This is a genomic window from Pseudomonas sp. B21-056 (genome assembly GCF_026016325.1).
Classification (GTDB): Bacteria; Pseudomonadota; Gammaproteobacteria; order Pseudomonadales; family Pseudomonadaceae; genus Aquipseudomonas.
Genome location: NZ_CP087203.1, coordinates 4,609,828 through 4,632,264, shown reverse-complemented (window position 1 = coordinate 4,632,264; position 22,437 = coordinate 4,609,828). Strand labels below are relative to the sequence as shown.

The following is a 22,437-nucleotide window of genomic DNA, read 5'->3' as shown; positions in this document are numbered from 1 at the left end:
GGGCAACGATGAGTCTGTGGCGCACCACCCCCAACATCGAACAACTGAACGCCGCCGGTAAAAACACCATCAACGAGGTGCTGGACATTCGTTTCGAATCCTTCGACGACGAGTCCCTGACGGCCAGCATGGTGGTCGACCACCGCACCCACCAGCCGTTCGGCCTGCTGCATGGCGGTGCCTCGGTGGTGCTGGCCGAAACGGTCGGCTCCATGGCCGCCTACCTGTGCGTGGACACCAGCAAGTTCTATTGCGTGGGCCTGGAAATCAATGCCAACCACCTGCGCGGTGTGCGCAGCGGACGGGTCACGGCCACGGCCAGGATGGTTCATCTGGGCCGCACCACCCAGGTCTGGGACATCCGCCTGAGCAATGATGAGGGCAAGGTCAACTGCGTGTCGCGCCTGACCATGGCGGTGGTACCGCTGAGCGAGCAACCGTCGGCGCGCTGAGCCCCGCGGTCTCCTGTGGCGAGGGGATTTAGCGAAACGTCGCACCGCCCCGCTGGGGTGCGAAGCGCCCCCCAAAACCAGCTCACTCGATAAGCCAGGCGAACCGAGTTGCCTGATTTCAGGGCTGCTTCGCACCCCAGCGGGGATAAATCCCCTCGCCACAATAGCCCAACCCAGACTGTCACCATTCCTGTCAGTTACGGTCATTGCCGCACCGCCGGCTTCTGCGGACAATCAGCCCCAGTTCCCCCAATGGATCGGCTGTCATGTCACAACAGGTGTTTTTCACTCACGCCAATGGTTTTCCCTCGGCCACCTACGGCAAGCTGTTTGCTGCGCTGGCGCCGCAGTATCAGGTCGCGCACCTGGAGCTGCATGGCCATGACCCGCGTTTTCCGGTGGACGATAACTGGCACAACCTGGTGGACGAGTTGATCCATCACCTGGAGCAGCAGCCGGAACCGGTGTGGGGTGTCGGCCATTCGCTGGGCGGCGTACTGCACCTGCACGCGGCGTTGCGCTGCCCCCGGTTGTACCGTGGCGTGGTCATGCTCGATTCGCCGGTCCTGACCCGCACTGACCGCTGGGTGATCCTGGCCGCCAAGCGCCTGGGCTTCATCGACCGCCTGACCCCGGCCGGCCGGACCCTGGGCCGACGCGAGGAGTTTGCTGACCTGGACGCGGCCCGGGAATATTTTTCCGGCAAGACGCTGTTTCGCGGTTTCGACCCGGACTGCTTCGACGCCTACCTGCAACATGGCTTGCAACGAGTCGGTGACCGCTTGCGATTGCGCTTCGATCCGGCCACCGAAATCAGCATCTACCGCGGCGTGCCGCACACCAGCCCCGGTCGGGCCCGCACGCTCAAGGTGCCGCTGGCGGTGGTGCGCGGTCGGCAAAGTCGCGTGGTGATGCGTCATCACACCCGTTCGGTGGGCAGCATGCCCCAGGGCGAGTCCATGAGCATGCCCGGCGGCCATATGTTTCCCCTGGAGCATCCCCTGGATACAGCCGACCTGCTCAAGGCGCTGTTTCAGCGCTGGCAGGAGCGCAGCGCATGAGCGGCGTCGAAGAAGTTCGCCTGAGCCTGCCCCACATCGAGCTGGCGGCCCACCTGTTCGGACCGGAAGATGGCCGACCGGTGATCGCCTTGCATGGCTGGTTGGACAACGCCAACAGTTTCGCCCGCCTGGCCCCCCGGCTCGAGGGCTTGCGGATCATTGCCCTGGACATGGCCGGTCATGGCCATTCGGGGCATCGGCCGCCCGGTGCCGGCTACGCCCTGTGGGACTATGCCCATGATGTGCTGCAGGTCGCCGAACAACTGGGCCTGCAGCGTTTCGCCCTGTTGGGGCATTCCCTGGGCGCCATCGTCTCGCTGGTATTGGCTGGGTCCTTGCCAGAGCGGGTAACGCACCTGGGGCTGATCGATGGCATCATTCCGCCGACCGCCCAGGGCGACAACGCGGCCGAACGCATGGGCATGGCCCTGCAGGCGCAGCTCGATCTGCAGAAAAAAACCAAACCGGTCTACAAAACCCTCGACCGGGCCATCGAAGCCCGCATGAAAGGGCTGGTGGCGGTCAGCCGCGAGGCCGCCGAGCTGCTCGCCCAGCGCGGCCTGATGCCGGTGCCGGGAGGCTACACCTGGCGCACCGACAACCGCCTGACCTTGCCATCGCCGCTGCGCCTGACCGACGAACAGGCCATGGCCTTCGTGGCACGGCTCGGTTGTCCCACCCATCTGATCGTGGCGGCCGAGGGCATGCTGGCCCGACACGCCGAATTGCTGGAGCGTCTACCCTTCAGTCATGAACAATTGCCCGGCGGCCATCATTTGCACTTGAACGACGAGGCCGGTGCCGTGCTTGTAGCAGACTGTTTCAATCGGTTCTTCAGCACTTCTTGACTTGCGTCGGGCAACTGTCGAGGCTGGGCGGGTTGAAAGGGAGACCACCATGACAGAGCTCTGTTTACCCGCCTTGTGGCGCAGGGACGACGCCGGTTTCGTCCACGGGCGCCAGGCCAAGTCGATCCGATGAAATCATTCGTTCATTCACTCGCCTGGTGGGTGCTGGCCTGCATCAGCCCGGCGTCATTCGCCGCTGATGTACCCGGCAGCCGGGACCTGGAGCGCGTGCCGCGCCTGCCCGACGCGCAGATTGTCGATTACCGGCAATCCAGCGACGTGGAGCGCATCTATCCCCTGGGCTCGATTCGCAAGATCAGCGGTCAGTTGCGTTTCGACGGCCAGGTCGATGGCCGTGGCGCCGTCACCTCGGTGACCTATGAGCTGCCACCGGAACATTCCGCCACCCAGGCCTTTACCGCCGCTCGCGAAGCCTTGCAGCAGCAAGGTGCCGAGCTGTTGTACTGGTGCCAGGCCCGCGATTGTGGCGAAAGCAGTCTCTGGGCCAACGAAGTGTTCGGCAACGCCAAGCTCTACGGCGCCGACAACGGTCAGGCCTATCTGCTGCTGCGCCTGGCGCCGCCGGCGGACAACACGTTGATTGCGCTGTATGGCATCACCCGGGGCAATCGCAAGGTCTACCTGCATGTCGAGCAGTTCGAGGCGAGCGCTCCCTTGGGCGACTTGCTGCCGACTTCCGCCACGCTGCTGCGCCAGCTCAAGGACACCGGCGTGCTGGATTTGCCCCGTCTTGTCGGCGAGCCGGACGAAACCTGGCTGCGCCTGCTGGCCCGGGCGCTGAACCTGGACACCGGCCTGCGGGTCAGCCTCGCCGGTCCCAAGGCCGAGGCCTGGCGCCAGGCACTGGCGGAGCAGGGTGTCCGTGAGGCGCGGATGGAGGCGTCCGGCGGCAATACGACGGGCCTTCATCTTGAGTTGCTGCGCTAAGCTGTGCCGGGCGGCGGAGGTCGCGCCGCTGCCCGGGTCCTGTTCATTCTTCGAGACTTTTCATGCTCAATAACGATCGGCTGTTGGTGCAGATCCTGCTCCTGGTGTTGTTCGGTGCCAGCCTATGGGTCATGGCGCCGTTCTGGTCGGCGCTGTTCTGGGGCGCGGTGCTGGCCTTTGCCAGTTGGCCTTTGATGCGCCTGCTGACCCGCTGGGTCAATGGCCGCGAATCCCTCGCGGCGGCGGTGCTGACGGTGGGCTGGATGCTGTTGGTGGCGGTACCTTTGGTGTGGCTGGGGCTCAACCTCGCTGACCATGTACGCGATGCCACGGCATTCATCCGGGACGTGCAGGTCGATGGCCTGCCCGACGCCCCGGCCTGGCTGGGTGGCTTGCCGCTGGTGGGTGGGCGGCTGGTAGCGATCTGGAACAGCATCGACCAGCAGGGGGCGGCGATGATGGTGTCCATCAAGCCGTACCTGGGGCAGGTCGGCAACTGGCTGCTGGCCCGCAGCAAGCAGATTGGCGGCGGCATGCTCGAGCTGACCCTGAGCATCGTGTTCGTGTTCTTTTTCTATCGCGACGGCCCGCGCCTGGCGACCTTTGTCCATGGGCTGCTCGAGCGTCTGATCGGCGACCGTGCCGGTTACTACATCGAACTGGTGGCCGGTACGGTGCAACGGGTGGTCAACGGCGTGATCGGCACCGCCGCCGCCCAGGCCTTGCTGGCGCTGATCGGTTTCCTGATCGCCGGGGTGCCGGGTGCGCTGGTGCTGGGTATCGCCACCTTCCTGCTCAGCCTGATTCCCATGGGGCCGCCGCTGGTCTGGATCCCCGCCACGGCCTGGCTGGTGTGGAAGGGCGATTACGGGATGGCGGTGTTCCTCGGCATCTGGGGCACGTTCATCATCAGCGGCGTGGACAACGTGCTCAAACCCTACCTGATCAGCCGGGGTGGAAACCTGCCATTGGTCATCGTGTTGCTGGGGGTGTTCGGCGGGTTGATCGCGTTCGGTTTCATCGGCCTGTTCATCGGCCCCACGCTGCTGGCGGTGGCGTACAGCCTGTTGACGGATTGGAGCAAGAGCCAGGCGCGGTGATTCGGTATGGGTGATTAACTGTGGTGAAAGATTTATTTGTGGTGGAGGGACTTATCTGTGGCGAGGGGATTTATCCCCGTTGGGCTGCGCAGCAGCCCTAAAAAGCTGGCGCCTGGGTATTCAGATTACTTCTATGCAGGCAGTTTGGGGCTGCTACGCAGCCCAGCGGGGATAAATCCCCTCGCCACAAGTGTGATCCTGATCAATGAGCCTGGCGTTTGTGGGGCCAGGCTCTCAGGGCATCAGGTCGCCACGTTCAGATGTTTCCCCACGCTCGCCACGTCATCCAGCGAATACTGCCGACTGAGATTGGCGATCATCCTGTTCAGTGCTTCGCTGACGCTGGATTGAGTGGTGGAACTGTCGCTGGACTGCAAGGCGCTGGTCAGTTCGCTGGCGGTGACGCTGTCGTCGCCGTCGGTGTCGAGCTGGCTGAACAGTTCCTCATTGGAAGCCTGTTGTGGCGGCGGCGGTGGTGGTGGTGCGAGGCTGGCGGCGAGTTCGTCGAGGCTGACGGTGCCGTCCTCATTCTTGTCCAGGGCCGAGAACACTTGGGTGCTGTCGGCACTGCTGCCGGCGCTGGACAGGCCGCTGCTCAACTCGTCGCTGCTGACCGAGCCGTCACCGTCGGAGTCCAGGGCGCTGAGCAGCGCATCGGCCAGTTCGGTGTTCGGCGGCTGGTCACCGGGCGGCGGTGGCGGCGGGGCCATTGCGGCCATTTCATCGCTGCTCAGGTCACCGCTGCTGTCACTGTCCAGGTCACTGAAATTTTTGCTCAGGCTGACCAGGATGCCGTCGTCGCTTTTCTGCGACAGGGCCGTGCTCAGTTCATCCTGGTCGACCGAGCCATTGCCATTGCTGTCGAGCTTGCTCAACAGTTCCTTCTGGAACTGTTGGCTGCGGGCACTGTTGGTCGCGGTACTGTTGATGCTGGTGTACGTCGAGTAGCTGCTACTGCTGACGCTGCCGATCATGGGCGCTCTCCTTGGGGTGAAATAGCCGGTGGGTGCACCGGCTTATGCAGCCTCGGCGGGGCAGTTGTCGTGGGTATGTGGGGTTTGTACCGGGGGGTGTACAAAACTCTGGTTCATCCGGATCCCCTGTGGGAGGTGGCACACAGGGGCTCAGGTGCGAGGCAATCGGATGACCGCGGTCAAGCCGCCGCCCGGGGTTTCTTCCAGATTCAATTGCCCACCCAGGCGCTCGGCGGCTTCCCGGGCGATGGTCATGCCCAGGCCGACGCCGCCGGAGTTGCGGTTGCGCGAGCCTTCCAGGCGGTAGAAAGGTTCGAACACTGCTTCGCGTTGGTCCTCGGCGATACCGGGGCCATGGTCGATGACCCGGATCAACACCTGGAAGCCCTGATCCTCCAGGGCAATCGATGCATGCCCGGCGTAGCGCAAGGCATTGTCCATGAGGTTGTTGATGCACGAGCGCAGCGCCATCGGTTGCACCTGCAGGGGCGCGCAGAAGCCGCTGGCCTGTACGTCGGCACCCTGGTCCTGGGCGTTTTCGCTCAGGGACTCCACCAGGGCCTGCACGTCCATCCACTGCAGCGCTTCGCTGGTGCGCTGTTCGTGCAGGTAGGAGAGGGTCGCGTCGAGCATGCCGATCATGTCGTCCAGGTCCTGGCGCATCTGGTCTTGCAGCTTGATGTCGTCGATCTTTTCCAGGCGCAGCTTCAGCCGTGACAACGGGGTGCGCAGATCGTGGGACACCGCCCCGAGCATGCGTGAGCGCTGCTGGACCTGTTCACGAATGCGCTTTTGCATCAGGTTGAACGTATGGGCTGCCTGCCGGGCCTCCCGCGGGCCGGTTTCGTCCAGCGGTGGGCTGTCGAGGTCCTCGCTCAGGCGTTCGGCTGCATTGCTCAGGCGCTGGATTGGCCGGGTCAGGAGCTTGGCGCCATACCAGGCCGCGATGATCAGGCAGACGAACTGGAACGTCAGCGGTACCACCGGGCCACCGAACCAGGGGCGGGGACGATGATCGGGTGGGGGAGGGAATGGCGGTGGCCCGTCACCTTGCCGGGAAAACTCCGGGGGTGGGCCGGGAGGTGGCGGCTGGTCGTATTGGATGAACCAGGCAAAGGCCAACAGATGCGCCAGGACGATCGCCAGCAACAGCACGCCGAACAGGCGACCGAACAGGGAGTCGAGGCGCAATCGCATCAGCCGATGTCCCGCGCGTCGAACAGGTAGCCTTCACCGCGCACGGTCTTGATCAACTGCGGGGCCTTGGGGTCGTCACCGAGTTTCTGGCGCAGGCGCGAGACCAGCAGGTCGATGCTGCGGTCGAACGCCTCGATGGAGCGTCCACGGGCGGCGTCCAGCAACTGTTCGCGACTGAGCACCCGACGCGGTCGCTCGATGAACACCCACAACAGTCGGAATTCGGCATTGGACAATGGCACCACCAACCCGTCGGCGGAGATCAATTGGCGCAGAACGCTGTTGAGCCGCCAGTTATCGAAACGGATGTTGGCGCGCTGCTCGGTGCGGTCGTCGCGCACCCGGCGCAGGATCGTCTGGATCCGCGCCACCAGCTCCCTGGGTTCGAAAGGCTTGGCCATGTAATCGTCGGCACCCAATTCCAGGCCGATGATGCGGTCGGTGGGTTCGCAGCGAGCGGTGAGCATCAGGATCGGAATATCCGATTCGGCGCGCAACCAGCGACACAACTGCAAGCCGTCTTCGCCCGGCAGCATCAGGTCGAGCACGACCACGTCGAAATGATCGGCCTGCATGGCCTGGCGCATGGTCGCGCCATCAGTCACGCCGCTGGCGCGAATGTTGAAACGGGCCAGGTAATCGATCAGCAGCTCGCGGATCGGCACATCGTCATCGACGATCAGTGCGCGAATGCTCCAGCGCTTGTCATCGCCTGACGCTTTTTGATCGCCAGAATTCGCAACGGGGGTGTTCTGCATGGATGCATCATCTGCCATTTAGGCTGCCAACCGCAAAGATGGCGGCGAGGTTGTGGCTTCAGCATAGGCTTCGGGCCCAGGCACGTGAAGCGCTATAGGGACGGGTGCGGCGCGGGACGGTAACGGACTGGCGTGTTGCCCGCATGTCCTGAATGTATCGGCTTGGACACAAAGGCCACTATTGTCCATGCTGAGCGGGGCGCCATGATGATTTACCGATCATCGGGTCCCGCACGGGCGCTGGTTCCGCTACAATGCGCGCCGATTTCGACTTGCCTGAGAGCCCGCTCATGTCCGCCTGCCAGACGCCTATCATCGTCGCCCTGGATTTCCCTACCCGTGACGCCGCCCTGAAGCTGGCCGACCAGTTGGACCCCAAGCTCTGCCGGGTCAAAGTCGGCAAGGAACTGTTCACCAGTTGCGCATCGGAGATCGTCGGCACCCTGCGCGACAAGGGCTTCGAAGTGTTCCTCGACCTGAAATTCCACGATATCCCCAACACCACCGCCATGGCCGTCAAGGCTGCCGCGGAGATGGGCGTGTGGATGGTCAATGTGCACTGCTCCGGCGGCCTGCGCATGATGGCGGCCTGCCGTGACGTGCTGGATCAGCGCAGCGGCCCGAAACCATTGCTGATCGGCGTGACCGTGTTGACCAGCATGGAGCGTGAGGACCTGGCGGGGATCGGCCTGGACATCGAGCCTCAGGAGCAGGTGTTGCGCCTGGCAGCGCTGGCCGAGAAGGCCGGTATGGATGGTCTGGTCTGCTCGGCCCTGGAAGCCAGTGCCCTGAAAGCGGCGCACCCGTCGCTGCAGTTGGTGACCCCGGGGATTCGTCCGGCGGGCAGTGCCCAGGACGATCAACGCCGTATCCTGACCCCACGCCAGGCACTGGACGCCGGTTCCGATTACCTGGTGATCGGGCGTCCGATCAGCCAGGCGGCGGATCCGGCCAAGGCGCTGGCGGCGGTTGTGGCCGAACTGGCCTGATCCCGCACTGAACACCAATGTGGGAGCGAGCCTGCTCGCGATGAGGCCGTGTCAGTCGACATCCCTGTCAACTGACAGACCGCTATCGCGAGCAGGCTCGCTCCCACAGTTTTTTGGATCGTGACCGGTCAGACCTTGAGCACGAGTTTCCCGAAGTTTTCGCCGCTGAACAATTTGGTCAGCGTCTCGGGAAATGTCTCCAGCCCTTCGACAATGTCTTCCTTGCTCTTGAGCTGCCCCTTGGCCATCCAGCCGGCCATTTCCTGGCCAGCGGCGGCGAACTGCGAGGCGTAGTCCATGACCACGAAGCCTTCCATGCGCGCCCGGTTCACCAGCAGCGACAGGTAGTTGGCCGGCCCCTTCACCGCTTCCTTGTTGTTGTTGTACTGGCTGATGGCGCCGCAAATCACCACGCGGGCCTTGAGGTTCAAGCGGCTGAGCACGGCATCCAGGATATCGCCGCCGACGTTGTCGAAATACACATCCACCCCTTTGGGGCATTCGCGCTTGAGGCCGGCCTGGACGTCTTCGCTCTTGTAGTCGATGGCGCCGTCGAAGCCCAATTCTTCGATCAGGAACTTGCATTTGTCGGCCCCACCGGCGATGCCCACCACGCGACAGCCTTTGATCTTGGCAATCTGCCCGGCGATGCTGCCCACGGCCCCGGCGGCGCCCGACAGCACCACGGTTTCACCGGCCTTGGGGGCGCCGACGTCCAGCAGGGCAAAGTAAGCGGTCATGCCGGTCATGCCCAAGGCGGACAGATAACGCGGCAGCGGCGCCAGTTTCGGATCGACCTTGTAGAAACCTCTTGGCTCGCCGAGGAAATAATCCTGCACGCCCAGCGCGCCGTTGACGTAGTCCCCAACTGCAAACCCCGGGTTGTTCGAGGCAATCACCTGGCCCACACCCAACGCACGCATCACTTCACCGAGGCCCACCGGCGGGATATAGGACTTGCCCTCGTTCATCCAGCCGCGCATGGCCGGGTCCAGGGACAGGTACTCGTTCTTGACCAGGATCTGACCGGCCGCCGGCTCGCCGACCGGTACTTGCTGATAAGTGAAGGTTTCGCGGTTCGCGGCGCCCACCGGGCGTTTGGCGAGCAGGAACTGGCGATTGGTCTGGGCAGTCATGGTGGGTACTCAAGATGAAATGAAGCTTTGTTGATAGCCCTTCGAAGCGGTTGTCGCAAGGTTTGCCGGGGTAGCGAATGCAGGCCGATACAACCCGGTGATAATGCCGCCGGGGCTGTTATCACTGGTGTCCATGGATGTCCAACCGGCATCTGGATAGTGCTGCTGTGCAACCCATGGCCGTGACTACACTGGCACATCCCCCGCATCCTTCAAGGAACTGACAATGAGCATGACGTTTTCCGGACAAGTCGCCGTAGTCACCGGCGCCTCCGCGGGCATCGGCCGCGCCACCGCCTGTGCGTTCGCCGCAGAAGGCCTGAAAGTCGTGGTGGCCGACCTGGATGTGGCGGGTGGCGAGGGCACGGTGCAGTTGATTCGCGAGGCAGGCGGCGAAGCGGTATTCGTACGCTGCGACGTGACACTGGAAAGCGACGTACAGAACCTGATGAACGAAGTGATCAGTACCTATGGTCGCCTCGATTACGCCTTCAACAACGCCGGGATCGAGATCGAGAAGGGCAAGCTCGCCGACGGCACCCTCGATGAGTTCGACGCGATCATGGGTGTCAATGTGAAGGGTGTCTGGTTGTGTATGAAATACCAGTTGCCGCTGCTGCTGGCCCAGGGCGGCGGCGCCATCGTCAATACCGCCTCGGTGGCCGGCCTCGGCGCGGCGCCGAAAATGAGCATCTATGCAGCTTCCAAGCATGCCGTGATCGGCCTGACCAAATCGGCCGCCATTGAATACGCCAAGAAGAAGATCCGCGTGAACGCGGTCTGCCCGGCGGTGATCGACACCAACATGTTCTGCCGCGCCTATGAGGCCGATCCGAAGAAGGGTGATTTCGCCAACGCCATGCACCCGGTAGGACGTATCGGCAAGGTCGAGGAAATCGCCAGCGCCGTGCTGTACTTGTGCAGCGATGGCGCGGCGTTCACCACTGGCCATTCGCTGGCAGTGGACGGCGGTGTCACCGCGTTCTGAAGGGGATGTTGTAGGAAAAAGCCCGTACTTGTTGCGGGCTTTTTCTTTGGCGACGGGAAATTCCCTGGATCGGCCTGTCAATGTGTTTCAAGGCGTGAGAATCGGCCCTTTTGGCGAGGTTGTCGTACATCGTCCGGCGACACCCTGTGCTTAACTGCCATCCGAAAACCGACTGTTTCTGGAAATAAAACAATCGCTTAGGAGCTTGGTTACTCATGGAGTTGAGAATCGACCGGCAGGCCCTGGTGCCTGTCGTGCAGCAAATTGTCGACGCGTTGGCCGGCTGGATTCGACAGGATGGGGTGCAGCCGGGGACTCGCTTGCCCTCCATCCGACAATTGGCGCGGGAGAATCTGCTCAGCCAGTCCAGCGTCAACGAAGCGTGTGAGCGCCTGGTTGCCCAAGGGATATTGGCCTCCCGCCATGGCGCGGGTTTTTTTGTCGCATCACCTGCTTCGACCGGGCATGGCCACGTAGGCGCAGGCGTGACGGATGAGGCGCGGCGTGCTCGGGTAGATTCAACCGACAATGTGCAGTGGGAACTGAAGTTGGGCAGCGGCGGCTTGCCCGAGCGTTGGCGTGAAAGCGATGACCTGGCCTATGCGATCCGCCAGGTGTCCCGCACCGACATGGCGGGGCTGTTCAACTACAGCACGCCGCTGGGGTTGCCCGCCTTGCGTGAGCAACTGTCCAGGCGGCTGAAGCAGCTCAATATCAATGTGGATAAAAACCTCATCCTGACCACGACAGGTGCGACCCATGGCCTGGACCTGATCGTGCGGACACTGCTGCGCCCGGGGTGTTGCGTCGTGGTGGAAAGCCCCGGCTATTCGAACCTGTTCGAGCTGCTCAGGCTCCATGGGATCGACATGATCGAATTACCCAGGACACCACGGGGCCCGGACGTCGATGCGTTGCAGGCACTGTTGGCGACGCACCGGCCCAGCGCCTTGTTCATCAACAGCGCGTGTCACAACCCAACCGGCAGTTGCCTGGTGCCGGCCGTGGCCCAGCAGTTGCTGCAACTGGCCCGCAAGCACGCCGTGCTGGTGATCGAAGACGACGTCTATGCCGACTTCCAGAGCACGACGCGCACCCGGTTGGCAGCGCTGGACGCCGACGTGCTTTACGTGGGCAGCTTCTCGAAAACCCTGAGCAGCTCGTTGCGAGTCGGTTTCGTGGTGGCCGGGGCTGCGATCATCGAGCGTTTGAGCAAGGTCAAGGAGGTCACCAGCATGGGCGGTTCGCGGTTCTGCGAATCGGTTGTCGCCGGCCTGTTGGCCAACGGCGCCTATCGCAAGCTGGTCCAGCGCCAGCGGCAACGCCTGGGGACCGATATGGCGGCGGTGCTCCAGGTACTGGAAGACGCCGACTGGACGGTCTTCGGTAAGCCGGCCGGCGGGCTGTTTATCTGGGCGCGTCCGCCCATGTGCGACTACGCTGGATTACAGCGCCTGGCCAAGCGGTTCGGCGTGTTGCTGTCTTCGCGTACGGCGTTCAGCCCTTCGGGTGCCGACAGTGATTGGCTGCGGATCAACGTGGCCTATGCCCGGGACTCCAGGGCGCTGGCGTTCTTCCGGGCCACGGGTCCGGATCGACCTCAAGCGTTCTGAAAACGACGGAGCCGTAGCTTTTTGCCATTATTCCGACGCCAGCATCTTGTGCGATGGGGCGTCTCGTTGCGAATCTGCGATTACACACACTGGCAGAGGACTGAGCGCAATGATTTCGGCCGTGCAAAGACGTTTTGCCAACCTGGGTATGGCAAAGAAGTTGGGGATCGGGTTTGTCCTGGTGCTGCTGCTCACTGCTGTTGTGGCGGAGATCGGGGTCTGGTCCCTGCAAACCATCAGTCAGCGCTTCGATGGCTTGAAGCAGATGTCCTCGCTCAGCAGCGAGCTGCTCAAGGTCCGGCTGATTGAACAGGACTATGCGTTGCGCTCCGATCCCAAGACGGTCGATGCCTTGCACAAGAGCGTCGATGGCTTGATTGCCCAGACCAATGAGCTCAAGGCGCAGTCGGCTGCCAACGTGCCGGTGATGAACGACGTGGAGCAGGCCCTGTTGGCTTATCGCAAGGCGTTCGACGAGTTCGTCAGCTTGAGCCAGAGCAAGGACCTGGCCCTGGAAATGGCCAGTTGGTCGGTCTCCAGCGTCGCCAATAACCTCGATGTGCTGCGGGCAGGGCTGGCGGATGACGGGACCTATACCTTGAAAGAAACCCAAGGCAAGGAGGGCGCCGATTTCGTTGAGCAAGCCAACCAGGTCAGTGACGTGTCGCGGCTGATGCTGGTGGCCATGAACGAGGCGCGGGTGCGCCTCGACCAGACCCGCAAAGGCAGTGAGGAAGCCGGACAAGGCCAGATCGAACAGGCCGAGCAGGCCATGAAGCAGGCCGAAGAGCTCAAGACCACGATCAAGGATCCGGGCTATCAGACCGTGATCAACGAAGTGGCCGGGCACATCGCCGGGTTCAACGAGAAACTGGCCGAATATACCGGCCTGCTGGCCCAGGAAAAGGTCGTCTCCGGGCAGTTGCATGAACGGGCTGCCCAAGTGGTAGAGCGGGTTGACCAGGCCTATGCCGCCGAAGATCAGGCCATGCAGGCCGAGTTGAAAAAGAACTCGTTGTTGATCATCGGTTCGTCGGCCCTGGCGTTGCTGGTGGGGTTGGTTGCAGCCTGGGTCATTACCCGGCTGATCGTGGCACCGCTGCGCAGCGTCATTCGTGTCGCCCAGCAGATTGCCGGAGGGGATTTGAGTGCAACGGTCGAAGTGACGCGCCGGGATGAAATCGGCCAGTTGATGCTGGCGATGCAGCAGATGGGGGCAGGGCTGAGCAGTATCGTCAGTGGCTTGCAGTCCGGTATCGAACAACTGGCCAACTCTGCCCAGTCGTTGTCGGCCGTGACCGAACAGACCAACCTGGAAGTCAGCAGCCAGAAAGAGGAAACCGAGCAGGTTGCCACGGCCATGAACCAGATGACCGCCACCGTGCATGATGTGGCGCGCAACGCCGAAGAAGCGGCCCAGGCGGCTCAGACCGCCGACGACAAAGTCGAAAGCGGCCAGCAGGTGGTGCGCCAGAGCATGGTGCGTATCGAGCAACTGGCCGACTCGGCCACGTCGGCCAGTTCCAGCATCGAAAGCCTCAGCGCCGAGATCCAGAACATCGGTACGGTATTGAGCGTGATCAAGAGCGTCGCCGAGCAAACCAACCTGCTGGCGCTCAATGCCGCCATCGAGGCGGCCCGCGCCGGTGAGCAGGGCAGGGGCTTTGCGGTGGTGGCCGATGAAGTGCGGGCCCTGGCCAAGCGCACACAACAGTCCACCGAGGAAATCGAGCGGTTGGTGAGCGCCTTGCGTTCAGCCGCCCAGACTTCCGTGCAGCAGATCCAGAGTAGTGGCGAGTTGGTGAAGATGGCGGTCAGCGATGCCCTGCAAACCGAAAGTGCCTTGGGCAGCATTGCGGCAGCCGTGTCGTTGATCCAGCAGATGAACCAGCAGATCGCCGCAGCAGCCGAACAGCAGAGCTCGGTCGCCGAAGAAATCAACCGCAGCGTCACCAGCATTCGTGCCAGTGCCGATCAGTCCTCCCTGGCGATGCAAGGCAACGCCGCGTCCAGCATTGAGCTGGCGCAGTTGGGCGTTGAGCTGAAGGGGATGGTGGGGCATTTCAGGTTGTAAACCATTGTAGGAGCTGTCGAGTGCAACGAGGCTGCGATCTTTCCCCTGACAATTGAGTCGCAAGCGAAAGATCAAAAGATCAAAAGATCAAAAGATCGCAGGCTTCGCCAGCTCCTACACAGCTCCTGCGCACCGGTCGGCCTCAGTCGTAAACCTTCTTCTTCTTCCACTCATCGTTTATTTCGTCTTCCTTCAAGCCTTCGGTCAGCTGGTTGACTTCACCTTCGGCCGCCTTGGTGCTGGCCAGGACCATGGCATTGACGCGGGCCAGGAGTTTCTCAAGGTAAGCCAGTTGTTCGGCGTAGACCTGTGGTTCCTGCTGTTTGCGCAGGTATTGCACGCCACGTTCGAATGCCAGGCGAGCCTGCCCCGGTTGTTCCTGTTGCAAGGCATGTTGGCCGAGGTTGTTGAAGAATTCGATGTGCAGCAGTACCAGGATGTGCCGGACTTCGCGGATCCAGCGCTTGGCTTCGTTGGGCGGCAGGAAACCGTCCTGGGCGGCGCGGGTGATCTGGCCGTGCAGGGCCTCGAGCAGGAACCGCACGTCCTTGGCCTTGGCTTCGGTCTGGATCGGGGCCGGGGGATTGTTCACCGGGATCGATTCGCCCTGGGCGGCCAGGGCGTTCAGTTCGTCCAGGCGTGCCTTCACCGCGGCATTGGTCTTCTCCATGCCCAGCAAGCGCTGGCAGACGTTGATCTCAAGGCGGGTGATCAGCAGCTTCAGGGCCGGGGTCATCAGCTGGCCGGGAAAGGTTTCGGTGAGTTCGCCACAACGACGCAGGCGGTCGTTGAGTTCAACCTTGGTGCGGGCCTTTTCCAGCTTGTTGTTTTCCGCCACGTGGTTCATGTAGCCAATGGCGATCAACAGTGCGATCCCGGCTACGACAAGCAGGGTGATCATGAGTGGTGTCACCGGTAAGACCTCTTTAATAGGGTTCGCATACATCAGTGTAGTGGCTAGGCTTATAAGCGCATAGGTCCGAGCGACGAGATTAGACGGGCGTCGTGCTGCCTATGGGTACAGTAGCGTAGATGCACATTGCCACTATTTGCCGGGCGCGACTATAACGTCTTGGCGGGCGACAGAATATAGGCGTCAGAGACTGGACGGGCAAAATCTGCGAATCGTCCCTGAAACCGGGCGAAGTCATTGATTTAAATAAATTTATATCTGGGGGTTGACGACCCCTCAATCCATCCATAGAATGCGCGCCACTTACAGCGTAAAGCACTCAGCCAAGCGCCATAAGCAGTGAATGTTGTACGCGTGTCCCCTTCGTCTAGTGGCCTAGGACACCGCCCTTTCACGGCGGTAACAGGGGTTCGAGTCCCCTAGGGGACGCCAATGCGGGAATAGCTCAGTTGGTAGAGCACGACCTTGCCAAGGTCGGGGTCGCGAGTTCGAGTCTCGTTTCCCGCTCCAATTTTAAACAATCCTGCTTTCGGGCAGGGTTGAGTGAAACCAGAAACGAAACCTTCGGGTTAGGATCTGGGCACTGGAATACACACCATGTGTTCCGGGTAGCGTGTCCCCTTCGTCTAGTGGCCTAGGACACCGCCCTTTCACGGCGGTAACAGGGGTTCGAGTCCCCTAGGGGACGCCATTTGCGGGAATAGCTCAGTTGGTAGAGCACGACCTTGCCAAGGTCGGGGTCGCGAGTTCGAGTCTCGTTTCCCGCTCCAAATTCAAAAAAACGCCGCTCATTGAGCGGCGTTTTTTTATGCATCAGATATGGCGCCTTGCGCATAAGCTTCAGAACGCATGGATCCATTAGCCTTTGAAATCGAATCGCTGATAAATATCAACGTCTTGAATCCTGTTCGTTTTATCTGATGCCTGCCCGGTGATCAAGGCTTTCGCGATCAAGGCGACATCATCCAGATCGAAGCCTTGAATTGTCCGGCCCAACAAAAAAGAAATCGTATAGTCCCGCCAGTTACTGCCTAACTCGCTTGCCTGGTTTGATGCTGAGGAAATGAAGTCCCAGGTTTCCTCTTCGCTAATGTACCCGCACCAGTAGCACCATTTCGAGAGCGAGACAGCTCTTGCCAAGTCCCATGCATAGGTCGAAGTGGTGTCCTTCAGCTCAGTCACCGGGATGTCAATTTGTCTGGAGATAGACTTCCAGATGAGATCGGTATTAAGGGCGTTGTGTTGAATGGAAAGATCATATTCCTGGCTTTTCTGACGCTCCAACAGTTCGTTGATAGCCTCTTTTGCTTCGGTGGGGCAGGTAATCTGCCATTGGTTTTTAAGTCCGAAAGGATAGAGAAGAATATTTCTGTCAGGATAGAACGTCAGGATGTTTTCACCGCGCATTGCAAAAAGAATGCCCCCATAAGCCAGGCCTTTCTTTTGAGCGTCAGTCAGCGGCTTTCCAGACTGTTTCGCTATGAACTGCCTGTTTTTATAAAGACTTGAAATTTTTATCAGTGCATAGCAGGTGAACGCTAATGCCAGGACCGAGGCGGTGGCGAATAACATATAAGCTCCTGGTTCTATTCCTGAGCATTAAATTGGATGTCTGTGTAGATCGCAGGGATGCGCATGCCCGAATAATCCCAGCTGGTTCCCGATAGCAGGTGCTTCACAATGATATGGCATTCATCCAGTTCCTCGGGGGAGGGAATGTCAAGCGTGAAGCCTAGAAGGAAAGAGATGCTGTACTCTTCCCAATCCGTGCTTCGCTGACGAGCCATTTCAGGAATCTTTGCAATAGATGCCCACATTTCTTCTTCTGTCAGGTATCCATTCCAGAAACTCCACTTCGCCACTTCCACGGCGCGCGACAGATCATAAGCGAACGTCGAAGTGATGCTCGTAACTGCCTCGGTTGGGATTTTTAATAGTTTCGAGATTTCGTTCTGTATTTTAGTCAAGCCCTTGATGGATTCGCTTTTTATACGGATGTCTACCTCATTACTTGCGCCCAAGCCGAGTAGCGTGTTCAGTGTCGATTGCGCTTCCTCTTTCGAGGTGATTTTCCATTGTCTTTTCAGACCGTAGAAGCTTTTATCCAAGCCTTGTTGCGGTGACATGACCCAGAAGTTTTCTCTGTGCAAAATGGCTGATATGGCGCCGAAAGTGAGTATGGATAACTGTTCGTTATCAATCCCAAGTTCGGTATGGTCACTGGAAAATTGTGCTATCTGTTTTTTTCTTCTGGTTGAGCTGTATTTGGCCATTATGCCTATGTAGATGATGAAAATAACGGCTATTACGGCAATGATCAGATACACGTTCATTCTAATGATGCTCTCTATAAAAAAAGCCCTGCGCGAAGCAGGGCGGTGGGTTGCAAGTGGACAACTCTGTTGTGCTTGCAAGGTGTTGCTCATGACGGGTTTGCTTATTTGATGATGCCTTTTATCTTCAGGAAGGCATACAGTGCAACAATCGCAACTACTGCAATAAGGGGAAGCCATGTGCTCATTTTTTTAGTCTCGGTAGTGGTTGGTTTTTTTGCTTCTATGTGAAAGGCGGGGCGCCACAGTCACAATTTTATCGAGTCTTTGAAAATATCAGTCTGTACTGGCAATGGCGGTGTTTGCGCCAGAGAGTACGTATTTTTATCAGCCCCAGCAGTCTTGCATAGGGTTTTTTTGGCGTCAACTGTCTAGCGATAGCATTATTTTTTTTGGTCTGCTTACTTGCGATCCAGCAGTTTAGTGAAAGTAGGGGGATGCCTACCCTATGTAATCCTTTTGCTAACTAAGCGTCATCCCGCGGCGATGCTTCGGTCCTGTAATCCACACAACAAGCACTGCATTTTGTTATCACTGATCCGACGCAAGTCACCCATCTTTGGGGAAGGGGCTGATTTGAATGGTTAACTTCTTTCGAAAGCTTTTCCCAACCCTTGCTGAGCGATAACCCTCAACCCTCCAGGCTATGCACCAGGCTTTCAAGCGCTGCGGTACTCGCTTCGTCCGGCTCCGATGGCGTGGCAACCGCGGTACGCCTTTGCCGCGCCAGGCGGTATTCGCTGGGGGTGCAGTTGGCGTACTGCTTGAAGGCGCGAGCGAAGTAGGACGGATCCTTGAAGCCGGCTTCATAGCCAATACTGGTGATGGGCATCTCACTGTTATCGAGCAGTTCCTTGGCAAAACTCATGCGCTTGTTCAACACGTAGTCGGTGAAGCCCAGCCCATTGGCTTCCTTGAACAGGCGACTGAAGCGAAACGTCGTCATGCCGCAACGCTTGGCCAGGTCGCGCTGGTCGATGCTGTCGCGAAAGTGCTGGTCGATGTACAGCAGGATATGGCTGAGGGCCTGGTGTTTCTGGTGCCCGGAGGTCAGGCGGATACTGTCCGGTAGAGTGGGGGAGTGGTCGACCAGCGACGTCTTGCCCCGGCTGCCGGTATTGCGCCGCAACTCGCACAATTGCACCACCGCCGTCAGGTAGCGCTTTGTCTCGGGGGCTGAAAGCGGCAGGACCATGTATTCCCAGACACTGGAGCGCATGGCCCAGACTGCCAGCTCTTCAGAGTGCTGCACGGTGAACATGGTGATGGGCGTGCCGGGCACGGCCCGCTTGATCTCCAGCAACCGCCTCAGGCCCGGGGTGTCCGGCCGGTCGAAATGAATGCAGATCATGTCGACCTGCTCCCCACCGGGCACCGTGGCGCTGGTCGCCAACGTGCAATGGCAGGCTTGCTCGAACTGGCTGGCGAGCTCCTTGGTGGACCGATCGTGAGTCAGATCGAACCACAACAGCCTTGGCTTTCCGGTCAGATTCGACGTCATGTGCCTACTCAGTGGTTCTTCCTGCCCTTTAGCCGGAAGTATCGTCAATGTGCTATCACTGCGCCGAATAAATTCTTATAAAAAATCCCGCTTTTATCGCCATCGCCAACGCGGCGATCCCTTCGGCACCTGTGGCTGCATCTGCGCAAAATAATCCTAGCGATGTGCAAAATCCTCCTAACGGCTGTGCCGGCCTCCTGACTAGGGTTGCATCAGGCAGTTCGCAATGTACTGCCCCTGAAAAACAACCCCGATGAGGTGTGCAAAATGACTCTTCAAACTATCAAGGCTTCGGTACTGAAGTTCGCCAAAGATGAAGATGGCCTGACCATTGTGGAATACGCCGTGGCCGGTGGATTGATCACGGTATTGGTGGCCGCCGCTTTCGTTCTGCTGGGCGGTGCCGTGAATACCAAGATCCGTGCGCTGTGCCAGGCCGTCAACGGCAACGTTGCCTGCTGATCGCAACTATTTGCGATAGGGGGACACGGCAACTTTCACGGAATAACGCTTGCGACTCTTTTGCAGTGAGTACAACGAATACCTCAAATGGACTTGGCGCTGTCCCCAACAACTAAGTTCATTGCCGTATTACTTCTGAACATGAGGTAAATAAAATGACTCTGCACACAATCAGAACTTCGATCAGCCGGTTCGCCAAAGATGAAGATGGCCTGACCATTGTCGAGTATGCGGTGGCGGGTGGCTTGATCACGGTGGCGGTGGCAGCGGCATTCGTCCTGTTGGGCGGCGCCGTGGATACCAAGATCCGGGCGCTATGCCAGGTCGTCAACAGCAACGTTGCCTGCTAACGATAACTGCAACCGGGAGACGCACCATGTCCATGGAATTGCTGGTGTCGACATTAATACTGCTGGGACTGCTGGGCGTGGCGGTGGTGAGCGATCTGCTCCGCCACCGCATCCCCAACTCACTGGTCCTGCTGGGGCTCGCCCTGGGACTGGCCGGTCAGGTCTACACGGGCGGGATCAGTGGCTTGGGTGACAGCCTGCTGGGCATGTTGATCTGTTTCGCGCTGTTCCTGCCGATGTATGCGGTGGGTGGCATGGCGGCGGGTGACGTCAAGTTGATGACCATGGTCGGCAGCTTCCTGCCGTTCCATTACGCACTGTGGGCGGCGTTGTTCAGCCTGATCGCCGGCGGCGTGTGCGGATTCCTGATTGTCCTGGTCCGCGGCCAATTGCTTCAAACCCTTGGGCGCTACTGGTTGATTGTCCGCGCCCAGTCCTATCTGGCGCCCACTTCGGATGAAGTGGCCGGCAAACCCTTTCCTTATTCGATTGCGATCCTGATCGGCACTTTGAACAGCGTCTACTGGCAACTGGTTGCCAGTGGCTGGGGAGTCTAGTCATGCACGTCATCAACGATAGTGATGCCTACCCCAGTGAACGGGAGGCTGTGCAGCGGCTGGCGCCCCAGCCCTGCACGATTCGCGACACCGGCCTGACCGACAGTTTTCTGGGTGAGTTGGTGTGCAAGCATCTGCATGACGCCGGTGTGCTGGACATGCCGCGCCTGGTGGAGCGCCTGGCGCTGACCGGCGCGGTGCTGGAGGAAGTCCTGGCGTTTTTGCGCAAGGACGGCCGTGTCGAGGTGCTGGGCCAGATTGGCCAGGCGAGTGTCCAGGCCCTGCGTTATGGCCTGACCGAACGCGGCCGCAGCTCCGCCCGTGATGCCCTGGCCCGCAGCGGTTATATCGGTGCGGCGCCGTTCCCGGTGAGCACCTATCGTTCCCTGATCAAGATTCAGACCATTCACCACGGCCGCATCACCGCCAACGACATGCAGCGGGCCTTGTCCGGCATGGTGTTGAGCCAAGGCATGCTCGACCAGTTGGGCGTGGCCTTGAACTCCGGGCGGGCGATCATGATTTATGGCCCGGCGGGCACTGGCAAGACCTATGTCAGCAGCCGGCTGATTCGCCTGTTTGCCGAAGCCATCTGGGTGCCCCATGCCATTGTCATCAACGAGTCGGTGATCGAGATCTACGACCCGCAGGTGCACCAGCGCCTGGATGACAACAGCCAACCGAACAACCTGATGCTCAACGAAGGCATCGACCGTCGGCTGTTGTGCTGCAAACGCCCCATTGTCATCACTGGCGGCGAGTTGAGCATGGAGCAGCTGGATGTTCGCTACGATCCGTTCACTCGCCAATACCAGGCCGCGTTGCAGCTCAAGGCCAGCAATGGTCTGTTCATCATCGACGACATGGGCCGCCAGCGCATGGCCCCGGCCGAGTTGCTCAATCGTTGGATCGTGCCCATGGAAGAGAAGCGCGACTTCATCAACCTGGGCGGCGGTCGGCACTGCGAGTTGCCGTTCGACCTGATCCTGGTGTTCTCCACCAACCTCAACCCGTTGGAGCTGGCCGACGAGGCGTTCCTGCGGCGCATTGGCTACAAGGTGCAGTTCGGTTACCTCAAGCCCGACGAATACGAACGCATCTGGCGCCAGGAATGCGAGCGCCTGGGCGTCCCTTACGACCCGCTGCTGGTGCGCTATGTGCTGCAGCGGCTGTATGCCGGCGAAGGCATGCCCCTGGTGCCTTGCCATCCCCGCGACCTGTTGAACATGGCGCTCGACCGCCAGCGTTACCTGGGCGGTTCCGGACCCCTGATGCCGCAAGAGCTGGAATGGGCCTGGCACAACTACTTCGTTCAGCTCGACTTCCTTTGATTCGGAGATACCGACATGAGCTCTCGTACGCTTCCGCTGATTGGCGTTTCCCTGGTAATGGGCCTTGGTGCTGCATGGATGGCCGACTCCTGGTTGAGCGCGCGACTCAACGCGACTCCCGATGATCACCTGCGCAGCGTGGTGGTGGCCACCGTGGAAATTCCCTTCGGGCAAATGGTCGAGGCCCAGCAGGTCACGACCGTGCGCATGCCGATGGACACGATCCCGGACGATGCCTTCGACTCCAGCGACAAGGCCGTGGGCAAGATCGCCACGTTTGACATCCTGCGCGGCGACATCGTGCGCGGTGCGCGTCTGAGCGAGCACCTGGGCGGCAGCACCCTGGCCTCGCTGATCGCGCCCGACAAGCGCGCCATCTCGGTACGGGTCGACGATGTCGTCGGTGTCGGCGGGTTCCTGTTGCCGGGTAACCGGGTCGATGTGCTGGCGACCAAGACCACCAGCGCCGGCAGCAACAACGCCACGTCCCGGACCATCCTGGAAAACCTGCGGGTGCTGGCGGTGGACCAGACCGCGGGCACCGACAAGACCCAACCGGTGGTGGTGCGGGCCGTGACGCTGGAGATGACGGCGCTCGAAGCCGAGGCGCTGGTCACCGCGCAGACTGAAGGCAAGCTGCAACTGGCCCTGCGCAACCCCCTGAACCTGGAGAAAAAAGCCGTGGCTGTCGCGCCGCCAGCGCCTCCGGTCATGGCGGTAGCGGCTGCTCCGGTGCCAAGGCCCGTGGTGCAACGCGTCGTCAAGGTGCAGGACAGCGGCGCCGTCACGGTGATCCGTGGCGTTGAAAGCAAGGTAATCAACCTTCGCTGAGCCGTACGGAAAAAAGCCTGG

General features: G+C 60.5%; 22 protein-coding genes, 4 tRNA genes and 1 pseudogene. 19 read left to right on the top strand and 8 right to left on the bottom strand.

The window, feature by feature from the left end:
- Positions 1 to 8: 8 nt before the first annotated feature.
- The 5 genes from LOY67_RS20005 to LOY67_RS19985 all read left to right on the top strand — a co-directional run bounded on the left by LOY67_RS20005 (position 9) and on the right by LOY67_RS19985 (position 4,409).
- Positions 9 to 452 carry a hotdog fold thioesterase gene (locus LOY67_RS20005; protein WP_265064105.1) on the top strand — a complete coding sequence of 148 codons (444 nt, stop codon included), beginning with the start codon at positions 9 to 11 and terminating at the stop codon, positions 450 to 452.
- 266 nt (positions 453 to 718) lie between these two features.
- Positions 719 to 1,513, top strand: a complete 795-nt coding sequence (locus LOY67_RS20000; protein WP_265064104.1) for an alpha/beta fold hydrolase — start codon at positions 719 to 721, stop codon at positions 1,511 to 1,513.
- A complete protein-coding gene (locus LOY67_RS19995) occupies positions 1,510 to 2,361 on the top strand; it encodes an alpha/beta hydrolase (RefSeq protein WP_265064103.1) in 852 nt (283 codons plus the stop codon). Before LOY67_RS20000 ends, LOY67_RS19995 begins: the two co-directional genes overlap by 4 nt.
- A 129-nt stretch (positions 2,362 to 2,490) precedes the next feature.
- Positions 2,491 to 3,309: a DUF4892 domain-containing protein gene (locus LOY67_RS19990; protein ID WP_265064102.1), complete on the top strand. Its 819-nt coding sequence runs from the start codon at positions 2,491 to 2,493 to the stop codon at positions 3,307 to 3,309.
- A gap of 62 nt (positions 3,310 to 3,371) precedes the next feature.
- Positions 3,372 to 4,409 (top strand): AI-2E family transporter, encoded by a 1,038-nt coding sequence (locus LOY67_RS19985; RefSeq protein WP_265064101.1) that lies wholly within the window; start codon positions 3,372 to 3,374, stop codon positions 4,407 to 4,409.
- A 242-nt stretch (positions 4,410 to 4,651) separates the two neighbouring features.
- Here LOY67_RS19985 and xopAW read toward each other — a convergent pair whose 3' ends face one another.
- From xopAW to LOY67_RS19970, 3 genes are all read right to left on the bottom strand, one after another.
- Entirely contained in the window at positions 4,652 to 5,383 is a 732-nt protein-coding gene (gene xopAW, locus LOY67_RS19980; RefSeq protein WP_265064100.1) for a XopAW family type III secretion system calcium-binding effector, read from the bottom strand.
- A 150-nt stretch (positions 5,384 to 5,533) separates the two neighbouring features.
- Positions 5,534 to 6,580 (bottom strand): sensor histidine kinase, encoded by a 1,047-nt coding sequence (locus tag LOY67_RS19975; RefSeq protein WP_265064099.1) that lies wholly within the window; start codon positions 6,578 to 6,580, stop codon positions 5,534 to 5,536.
- Positions 6,580 to 7,338 carry a response regulator gene (locus LOY67_RS19970; RefSeq protein ID WP_265064098.1) on the bottom strand — a complete coding sequence of 253 codons (759 nt, stop codon included), beginning with the start codon at positions 7,336 to 7,338 and terminating at the stop codon, positions 6,580 to 6,582. Before LOY67_RS19970 ends, LOY67_RS19975 begins: the two co-directional genes overlap by 1 nt.
- A 290-nt stretch (positions 7,339 to 7,628) precedes the next feature.
- Here LOY67_RS19970 and pyrF point away from each other — a divergent pair, with 290 nt between their 5' ends.
- On the top strand, positions 7,629 to 8,327 hold the full coding sequence (pyrF, locus tag LOY67_RS19965; RefSeq protein WP_265064097.1) for an orotidine-5'-phosphate decarboxylase: 699 nt from the start codon (positions 7,629 to 7,631) through the stop codon (positions 8,325 to 8,327).
- Between the two features lie 128 nt (positions 8,328 to 8,455).
- Here the strand turns inward: pyrF and LOY67_RS19960 are convergent, their stop codons facing one another.
- Positions 8,456 to 9,463 carry an NADP-dependent oxidoreductase gene (locus LOY67_RS19960; RefSeq protein WP_265064096.1) on the bottom strand — a complete coding sequence of 336 codons (1,008 nt, stop codon included), beginning with the start codon at positions 9,461 to 9,463 and terminating at the stop codon, positions 8,456 to 8,458.
- A 226-nt stretch (positions 9,464 to 9,689) separates the two neighbouring features.
- On the opposite strand from LOY67_RS19960, the gene LOY67_RS19955 reads away from it, so the two are divergent.
- The 4 genes and pseudogenes from LOY67_RS19955 (at position 9,690) to LOY67_RS28635 (ending at position 14,138) form a co-directional block, all read left to right on the top strand.
- The gene (locus LOY67_RS19955) at positions 9,690 to 10,451 is read left to right on the top strand and encodes an SDR family oxidoreductase (RefSeq protein ID WP_265064095.1); all 762 of its coding nucleotides are present in this window, start codon (positions 9,690 to 9,692) and stop codon (positions 10,449 to 10,451) included.
- 215 nt (positions 10,452 to 10,666) lie between these two features.
- Positions 10,667 to 12,064 carry a PLP-dependent aminotransferase family protein gene (locus LOY67_RS19950; RefSeq protein ID WP_265064094.1) on the top strand — a complete coding sequence of 466 codons (1,398 nt, stop codon included), beginning with the start codon at positions 10,667 to 10,669 and terminating at the stop codon, positions 12,062 to 12,064.
- A pseudogene (locus tag LOY67_RS28640) lies at positions 11,997 to 13,229 on the top strand (methyl-accepting chemotaxis protein); the annotation flags it as partial. The gene LOY67_RS19950 and the pseudogene LOY67_RS28640, both read left to right, overlap by 68 nt.
- 27 nt (positions 13,230 to 13,256) lie before the next feature.
- A complete protein-coding gene (locus tag LOY67_RS28635; protein WP_392396974.1) occupies positions 13,257 to 14,138 on the top strand; it encodes a methyl-accepting chemotaxis protein in 882 nt (293 codons plus the stop codon).
- A gap of 142 nt (positions 14,139 to 14,280) precedes the next feature.
- On the opposite strand, the gene LOY67_RS19940 is transcribed toward LOY67_RS28635, so the two are convergent.
- A complete protein-coding gene (locus LOY67_RS19940; RefSeq protein WP_265064092.1) occupies positions 14,281 to 15,039 on the bottom strand; it encodes a hypothetical protein in 759 nt (252 codons plus the stop codon).
- A gap of 368 nt (positions 15,040 to 15,407) precedes the next feature.
- On the opposite strand from LOY67_RS19940, the gene LOY67_RS19935 reads away from it, so the two are divergent.
- The 4 genes from LOY67_RS19935 to LOY67_RS19920 all read left to right on the top strand — a co-directional run bounded on the left by LOY67_RS19935 (position 15,408) and on the right by LOY67_RS19920 (position 15,821).
- Positions 15,408 to 15,483, top strand: a tRNA-Glu gene (locus LOY67_RS19935).
- A 2-nt stretch (positions 15,484 to 15,485) separates the two neighbouring features.
- Positions 15,486 to 15,561, top strand: a tRNA-Gly gene (locus tag LOY67_RS19930).
- A gap of 105 nt (positions 15,562 to 15,666) precedes the next feature.
- Positions 15,667 to 15,742 (top strand) — tRNA-Glu (locus tag LOY67_RS19925).
- A 3-nt stretch (positions 15,743 to 15,745) separates the two neighbouring features.
- Positions 15,746 to 15,821 (top strand) — tRNA-Gly (locus tag LOY67_RS19920).
- Positions 15,822 to 15,909: 88 nt separating this feature from the next.
- On the opposite strand, the gene LOY67_RS19915 is transcribed toward LOY67_RS19920, so the two are convergent.
- The 3 genes from LOY67_RS19915 to LOY67_RS19905 all read right to left on the bottom strand — a co-directional run bounded on the left by LOY67_RS19915 (position 15,910) and on the right by LOY67_RS19905 (position 18,885).
- On the bottom strand, positions 15,910 to 16,623 hold the full coding sequence (locus tag LOY67_RS19915; RefSeq protein ID WP_265064091.1) for a DUF1266 domain-containing protein: 714 nt from the start codon (positions 16,621 to 16,623) through the stop codon (positions 15,910 to 15,912).
- A gap of 14 nt (positions 16,624 to 16,637) precedes the next feature.
- A complete protein-coding gene (locus tag LOY67_RS19910) occupies positions 16,638 to 17,477 on the bottom strand; it encodes a DUF1266 domain-containing protein (protein WP_265064090.1) in 840 nt (279 codons plus the stop codon).
- Between the two features lie 538 nt (positions 17,478 to 18,015).
- Positions 18,016 to 18,885, bottom strand: a complete 870-nt coding sequence (locus tag LOY67_RS19905; protein ID WP_265064089.1) for a DNA-binding response regulator — start codon at positions 18,883 to 18,885, stop codon at positions 18,016 to 18,018.
- A 267-nt stretch (positions 18,886 to 19,152) separates the two neighbouring features.
- On the opposite strand from LOY67_RS19905, the gene LOY67_RS19900 reads away from it, so the two are divergent.
- The 5 genes from LOY67_RS19900 (at position 19,153) to cpaB (ending at position 22,416) form a co-directional block, all read left to right on the top strand.
- Complete coding sequence (locus LOY67_RS19900; RefSeq protein WP_008070254.1) at positions 19,153 to 19,347, top strand: Flp family type IVb pilin; 195 nt, start codon at positions 19,153 to 19,155, stop codon at positions 19,345 to 19,347.
- 155 nt (positions 19,348 to 19,502) lie between these two features.
- Complete coding sequence (locus LOY67_RS19895) at positions 19,503 to 19,697, top strand: Flp family type IVb pilin (protein WP_265064088.1); 195 nt, start codon at positions 19,503 to 19,505, stop codon at positions 19,695 to 19,697.
- 26 nt (positions 19,698 to 19,723) lie between these two features.
- Entirely contained in the window at positions 19,724 to 20,254 is a 531-nt protein-coding gene (locus tag LOY67_RS19890; protein ID WP_265064087.1) for a prepilin peptidase, read from the top strand.
- A 2-nt stretch (positions 20,255 to 20,256) separates the two neighbouring features.
- Positions 20,257 to 21,585, top strand: a complete 1,329-nt coding sequence (locus tag LOY67_RS19885; RefSeq protein ID WP_265064086.1) for an AAA family ATPase — start codon at positions 20,257 to 20,259, stop codon at positions 21,583 to 21,585.
- Between the two features lie 15 nt (positions 21,586 to 21,600).
- Entirely contained in the window at positions 21,601 to 22,416 is an 816-nt protein-coding gene (cpaB, locus tag LOY67_RS19880) for a Flp pilus assembly protein CpaB (RefSeq protein WP_265064085.1), read from the top strand.
- Positions 22,417 to 22,437: the final 21 nt, after the last annotated feature.